We start from the raw sequence: 6,000 nt of genomic DNA on the forward strand, positions 1-6,000 counted from the left end.
GTAAGACTGGTGTCAACCCTGGATCTAGGACCTGCCCGGCCTAGCGGGTCTCGACGACGACCGACTCGATGATGACGTCCTTGACCGGGCGGTCGGTGCGCGGGTTGGTGTCCGTGGCCGCGATGGCGTCCACGATCTTCTGGCTCGCCGCGTCGGTGACCTCACCGAAGATGGTGTGCTTGCGGGTCAGCCAGGCCGTCGGAGAGACGGTGACGAAGAACTGCGAGCCGTTGGTGCCCGGCCCGGCGTTCGCCATGGCCAGCAGGTAGGGCTTGTCGAAGCGCAGGTCGGGGTGGAACTCGTCCTCGAACTGGTAGCCGGGGCCACCGGTGCCGTTGCCCAGCGGGTCGCCGCCCTGAATCATGAAGCCGCTGATCACTCGGTGGAAGACCGTGCCGTCGTAGAGCTTGGCCGCGGACTTCACCCCGGTCTCGGGGTTGGTCCACTCACGCTCGCCCTGGGCGAGCTCGACGAAGTTCTTGACCGTCTTGGGCGCGTGGTTCGGCAGAAGCCGGACTTCGATGTCGCCGAGGTTGGTCTTCAGGGTGGCGTAGAGCTGCTCAGCCACGATCTGCCTTCCGTTGTCTTCCTGTGACCCCCAGATCCTCGCACGCTCGTCGCGCCTCGTCGCCCGCCGGCCTTCTCTCGGGGCCATTCCACCGGACCCGCTTGCGGAAAACCGGCCGAGTGGGTCCGGGACAGGGGCACAGGCCAGGGATCCGTGGCATTGTCGACGACAAGCTCCAGTTCCCCCTGATTCATCCGCTATCGCACGTGATCGTGACCCGGATGCCCGCCCTCTACATGCCCCGTGGCCCGTTGGCAGGCATGATCCGTAAATGGGTGGATAGACGAAATACCGTACCGCCACCGAGGAGGAGGAACCCCGTGACCCGCATCGACAGCGTGCGCTCCGCGACCGGCTCGGCGAAGGACAGCGTGCTGCACGCCGCGGAAGTGGTGGCGCCCTACGCCGACACGGCCAAGGACAGGGCCTCGTACTACGCCCATGAGGCACGCGTACGACTCGCGCCCAAGGTGTCGCTGGCCGCAGACCAGGCCCGCGTCCAGTACGGCGCCCATGTCGTGCCGCGCCTGGAGCAGGCCCGCACTCATGTACCGCCGAAGGTCGACCAGGCCGCCCAGGACGCCGCCGTCCGTACCCGCAAGGCTGCCCAGCAGGCCGCCGAGTACTCACGGCCGAGGATCGAGCAAGCGGTCGCCGCCGCAGGCCCGGTCAAGGACGAGGCCGCCGCGCGCGGTGCGGCGGCGTTCGCCGCACTGCGCGGCCAGGTCTCGCCCAAGGAGATCCAGAAGCTGGTCCGCAAGCATGAGCGGCGGGCGAGGGCCGGCCGGCTCGCGAAGGGGCTGGCGGTTCTGGGCATCCTGGCGGGCGGCGCTTTCGCCGCCTGGAAGTGGTGGGACAAGCAGGCCAACCCTGACTGGCTGGTCGAGCCGCCCGCCGCGACCGAGGTGCCCGATTCGGGGCGGCTCGCCTCGGTGGACGGCAGCCCTCAGGCCGTGCTCGACCCCGAGGTCGAGGCCAAGCAGGCCGAGGACGAGGCCGCGGAGAACGACGAACAGCGCTGACGTCCGACGCGCTTCCAACATCGCCGTGGGGCAGGAGACTTGAGGGTCTCCTGCCCCACGGCGATGTTTCACGTGGAACAGTCACCGGCGTCGGCGGACGCCTCGGTTTCTTGATTTACGCAAGTTGCCTGCGATGACGTTTGCAACGACCCAGGCGTACAAGCAACGCACAGACTCCCTTAACGGACCGCACACCCCCGATTACGCGGCCGTATTCACACCAGCTCACACACCTCCCGCACACGCGGGCACACCATCCCCACATCGCGCCGACGACCAGCGCGACGCCCCGCGAACCGCGTCCGGCGCCGATATTTGCGCAAACAATTGCAACGAAGAGCCGCCCTTTACGTGACGCACGTCACCTCCCGGGCACAAACAAACACCGGCCGGACGCCACTGAGGGCGACCGGCCGGTGCGGAATGTGGAGCCTAGGGGAGTCGAACCCCTGACATCTGCCATGCAAAGACAGCGCTCTACCAACTGAGCTAAGGCCCCGCTAGAGAAGCGTCCGACCGGCAGAACCACACACCGGCGAGCTTCGGAGACCAGCGTACCGGGTCACCCCGGGTATCTCGCAAAAATTTGGGGGTCCCGGTGAACGACCACTCTCCGTAAGATGCTCGGCGTGGTTCGCTAGAGCGAACCGCGGTTTTGGGGAAGCGATGGGGAGACGCAATGGACGCCGCACAGCAGGAAGCCACCGCCAGAGCGCGGGAGCTGCAGCGGAATTGGTACGGGGAGCCTTTGGGGGCGCTCTTCCGTAAGCTCATCGACGATCTTGGGCTCAACCAGGCTCGTCTCGCGGGGGTGTTGGGGCTGTCCGCGCCGATGTTGTCCCAGCTGATGAGCGGTCAGCGGGCGAAGATCGGCAATCCCGCGGTGGTCCAGCGGGTGCAGTTGCTGCAGGACCTGGCGGGTCAGGTCGCGGACGGCAGCGTGAGCGCGGCCGAGGCGACCGAGCGCATGGACGAGATCAAGAAGTCCCAGGGGGGCTCGGTGCTCAGCAACACCACGACCACGACGAGCAGTTCGGGAGCGCCCACGGTCAAGCGGGTGGTCCGGGAGATCCAGTCACTGCTGCGCTCGGTGGCCGCCGCGGGCGACATCATCGACGCGGCGGACACCCTCGCCCCGACCCACCCCGAACTGGCAGAGTTCCTCCGGGTGTACGGCGCCGGCCGCACCTCCGACGCGGTGGCGCACTACCAGTCCCACCAGAGCTGAGCCCCACGGCCCGGCCGCCGATCGGGGGTTCGGCAGCCGGGCACGCGGTCGGTGAGGGGCACGAGGGGGTCGTGTCACTCACCGGGAGCACATGCGGAACAGCCGCGAGGAAGTGCCATGAGAGGGAGTCGTATCGCTCGTCTCGGGGGAAGGAACGGGGATAGCCGAAGGGGGAGGAGCGACGCACAGCCATGGGTGAGGTCTTCGCCGGCCGGTACGAACTGGTCGACCCGATCGGACGCGGCGGTGTCGGCGCGGTCTGGCGCGCCTGGGACCACCGGCGTCGCCGCTATGTGGCGGCCAAGGTCCTGCAGCAGAGCGACGCGCACTCGCTGCTGCGCTTCGTCCGGGAACAGGCACTGCGGATCGACCACCCCTATGTGCTCGCACCGGCCAGCTGGGCCGCCGACGACGACAAGGTCCTCTTCACCATGGACCTGGTGGCGGGCGGATCGCTCGTCCATCTCATCGGGGACTACGGTCCCTTGCCCCCCGCCTTCGTCTGCACGCTGCTGGACCAGCTCCTCTCCGGTCTCGCCGCGGTGCACGCGGAAGGCGTCGTGCACCGTGACATCAAGCCCGCCAACCTGCTCCTCGAAGCCACCGGCACGGCCCGCCCGCGCCTTCGCCTGTCCGACTTCGGCATCGCGATGCGGCTGGGCGAGGCACGCCTGACGGAGACCAACCTCGTGGTGGGCACGCCGGGTTACCTCGCGCCCGAGCAGATGATGGGCGCGGAGCCGGACTTCCCCGCCGACCTGTTCGCCGTAGGACTGGTCGCGCTGTATCTGCTGGAGGGGGCCAAGCCGGACGCCAAGGCGCTGGTGCAGTACTTCGCGGAGCATGGGACTCCGGGGGCGCCCAAGGGCATTCCCGAGGCGCTGTGGCAGGTCGTGGCGATGCTGCTGCAGCCCGACCCGCAGGCCCGCTTCCGCACCGCCACGGGGGCACGCAAGGCGCTCGCCGCAGCCGCGGAACTGCTGCCGGAGCCGGGACCCGACGACGAGTTGATCGAGATCTTCGACCAACTGGGGCCGCTTCCTTCGGGGTTCGTGCCCGAGGGGCCCCTGAAACGGGCTTCCGGGGTGGACACGGAGGCGACGACGACTCCGTCGCCGTCCGGGTCTCCCGAACCCGAGAACGACATGGGCGCCGGTGTCAGCGGTGTAGGCGGTGTCAGCGACGAGGGCCGCGACTCGGCCTGGCCCGGCACGGACTCCGTACCCGTGGATCCACGGCAGGGCATCGCCTCCCAGCCGACCCCGACCCCAACTCCGGCCCCGCCGCCTTCCCCGATGTCGGACACCGGCAGCTTCCATCTGCCGCCCCCGCAGGCCCCGTACGTACAACAGGCGGACCAGGCACAGGCGGACCAGGCGCATCAGACAGCCCAGGCACACCAGGACGGCGGCCAGTACCAGCCGCCCATGTTGCCCATTTACTCCTCCCCTCATGACCTCACGCATGTCCTGTCCTCCCCCCAGCCGCGTGCTGATCCCTCTACTGCTTCATACACCGCTCAGGTCCCGCAGGTTCCACCGTCGGCGCCGCCGGTTCCGCAGCACCGCGGCAGGCGGGCCCGGCGGCGTCCCGGGCCGCCCGCGAAGGTGGCGATCCCGGTCCTGCTGCTCGCGCTGGCCTGCTACGCGGTGGGGTTCTGGGCGCTGACCCGCATCTGAACAGTGCGGGTCGGTAGAGAGCGGCGGTGTGGATCGGTGTTACAGGGCCGCCGTCGAAGCACGGCGCCGGGCCGACACCGTCCACACGCCGAGCGTCGCCAGCAGCACGGTGCCCGCGCCGATCCCGGCGACCGCCAGCACCTTCATCGCGGTATCGCCGCCGCCCCCGGCACTTCCGGCGCTCCCCGTCACGGCCGCCGCGCGGTCCTGTGTGGTGACCTCGAAGATGTTCCGGGGCTCGGCCTGGGCCGCGTACCCGGGACCGGCGTGCGCCGTACCGGCGACGCGCACGCGCAGTGTCACCGGGAACGGTCCCTGGCCGAAGTCGTCGGCCAACTCCGCGTCGAGGTGCACGACGAGGTAGTACGACCCGGCGAAGCGCATCCCGTTCTCGTGGTCGACGACGGAGTAGCGGTTGCGGTACTCGACGGGTGGCAGGGGCTCCAGGGCCACCGATCTCTGGGTACCCCGGTAACCGAGGCCGGCCTCGTCGACGGAGCCGCGCACGGGGTTGTAGAGCGCCAGGTCCAGCGCGCGGCTCACATAGCCGCTGCCACCGTCCGAAGCACCCAACTCGGCGGTGACGGAAAGCTGTTGGCCCCAGTCGACCGGCACCTTGTAGAAGAGGGTCCGGCCGGGCGCGATGTCGTCCCGCCACGCGCCCTGTCCGACGGCGACGGCCCCGGCGAAGCCCGAGCCGCCCGCACGGTGCCGGGCCTCCCCCGTGACGGCCTCGGGCGACGCGGAGTCCCAGGCCTGGGGCGCGTCGGTGGTGCCGGCCTGGGCCAGCAGGGGTTCCGACACCGCGGTGAGTTCCAGGCCCCAGGTGTCCGACGAGGAGCCCGCCGCGTCGACGCGCTCGACGAGCACGTAGTACTTGCCGCTGCCCTTGCACAGCGCCTTGCCCGCCTCCCGCACGGCCCAGGCGGCCACGGGGTGGGGGCTCCGGCCGGCCCCGAAGGTGGCGCTCCGGTGCGTGCAGCCGGTGCCCTGGGCGTTCCGCATCGACACCTTGATGCCGTCGGTGGCGGCGACCGTGGTGCCCGCCGGAGGCACGGCGGTCACGGAGACGTAGGCGTTCGACGTGGCGTCGAGATCAAGGCCGTAGTAGACACTGGCCCCCTTCGGGAGGGAACTCCTGTACGTCCCACCGGGGTTCAGTTCTTCGGCGTCGGCGGTACCGGTCGCTCCGTCGACGGCCCGGTCGCTCTTGTCGTAGCCGTAGGAGCTGGACGACCCGGCCGCCGTGGCCGGCCGGTCCGTGAGGGCGGCCGTCGCGCACAGCACCGCGGCGAGGACCACGACACGTCGTACGGCCCCAGCGACGGGCGTACGACCGCCCTGTGCCCGTGTCCGCCACCACGCCGTACGCCGCCCCATCACGCGCCACCCCTCGTCGTTGCTCCGGACGTGGCCCATCCTGCCCCGCACGCGCGCGTGGCATCCGGTCAATCCGTGCGAGCGTCCGAAACTCCCGGGTCGTGGCGGCCGTACCCGCACGGG

Annotated in this window: 5 protein-coding genes and 1 tRNA gene; 3 read left to right on the forward strand and 3 right to left on the reverse strand. The window is 70.0% G+C overall.

Annotated features, from left to right (window positions below):
- Nucleotides 1-40: 40 nt before the first annotated feature.
- The gene (locus tag ACFWP5_RS20400; protein ID WP_384158094.1) at nucleotides 41-568 is read right to left on the reverse strand and encodes a peptidylprolyl isomerase; all 528 of its coding nucleotides are present in this window, start codon (nucleotides 566-568) and stop codon (nucleotides 41-43) included.
- A gap of 320 nt (nucleotides 569-888) precedes the next feature.
- Between ACFWP5_RS20400 and ACFWP5_RS20405 the strand changes: the two genes are divergently transcribed.
- Nucleotides 889-1,590 carry a DUF5324 family protein gene (locus tag ACFWP5_RS20405; protein WP_384158097.1) on the forward strand — a complete coding sequence of 234 codons (702 nt, stop codon included), beginning with the start codon at nucleotides 889-891 and terminating at the stop codon, nucleotides 1,588-1,590.
- A gap of 426 nt (nucleotides 1,591-2,016) precedes the next feature.
- On the opposite strand, the gene ACFWP5_RS20410 is transcribed toward ACFWP5_RS20405, so the two are convergent.
- Nucleotides 2,017-2,089, reverse strand: a tRNA-Ala gene (locus ACFWP5_RS20410).
- Between the two features lie 180 nt (nucleotides 2,090-2,269).
- Here ACFWP5_RS20410 and ACFWP5_RS20415 point away from each other — a divergent pair.
- Both ACFWP5_RS20415 and ACFWP5_RS20420 read left to right on the forward strand, forming a co-directional pair.
- Nucleotides 2,270-2,818, forward strand: a complete 549-nt coding sequence (locus tag ACFWP5_RS20415; protein WP_019055167.1) for a DNA-binding protein — start codon at nucleotides 2,270-2,272, stop codon at nucleotides 2,816-2,818.
- Nucleotides 2,819-3,009: 191 nt separating this feature from the next.
- Complete coding sequence (locus ACFWP5_RS20420) at nucleotides 3,010-4,497, forward strand: serine/threonine-protein kinase (RefSeq protein WP_384158100.1); 1,488 nt, start codon at nucleotides 3,010-3,012, stop codon at nucleotides 4,495-4,497.
- A 39-nt stretch (nucleotides 4,498-4,536) separates the two neighbouring features.
- On the opposite strand, the gene ACFWP5_RS20425 is transcribed toward ACFWP5_RS20420, so the two are convergent.
- Nucleotides 4,537-5,916 (reverse strand): hypothetical protein, encoded by a 1,380-nt coding sequence (locus ACFWP5_RS20425; protein ID WP_384158103.1) that lies wholly within the window; start codon nucleotides 5,914-5,916, stop codon nucleotides 4,537-4,539.
- Nucleotides 5,917-6,000: the final 84 nt, after the last annotated feature.

The organism is Streptomyces sp. NPDC058469 (genome assembly GCF_042721125.1).
GTDB lineage: Bacteria > Actinomycetota > Actinomycetes > Streptomycetales > Streptomycetaceae > Streptomyces.

Bases quoted from the DNA above. Each gene is read 5' to 3' on its own strand.
- ACFWP5_RS20425 (WP_384158103.1), bottom strand. From the start codon at position 5,916: ATGGGCCACGTCCGGAGCAACGACGAGGGGTGGCGCGTGATGGGGCGG.
- ACFWP5_RS20415 (WP_019055167.1), top strand. From the start codon at position 2,270: ATGGACGCCGCACAGCAGGAAGCCACCGCCAGAGCGCGGGAGCTGCAG.
- ACFWP5_RS20420 (WP_384158100.1), top strand. From the start codon at position 3,010: ATGGGTGAGGTCTTCGCCGGCCGGTACGAACTGGTCGACCCGATCGGA.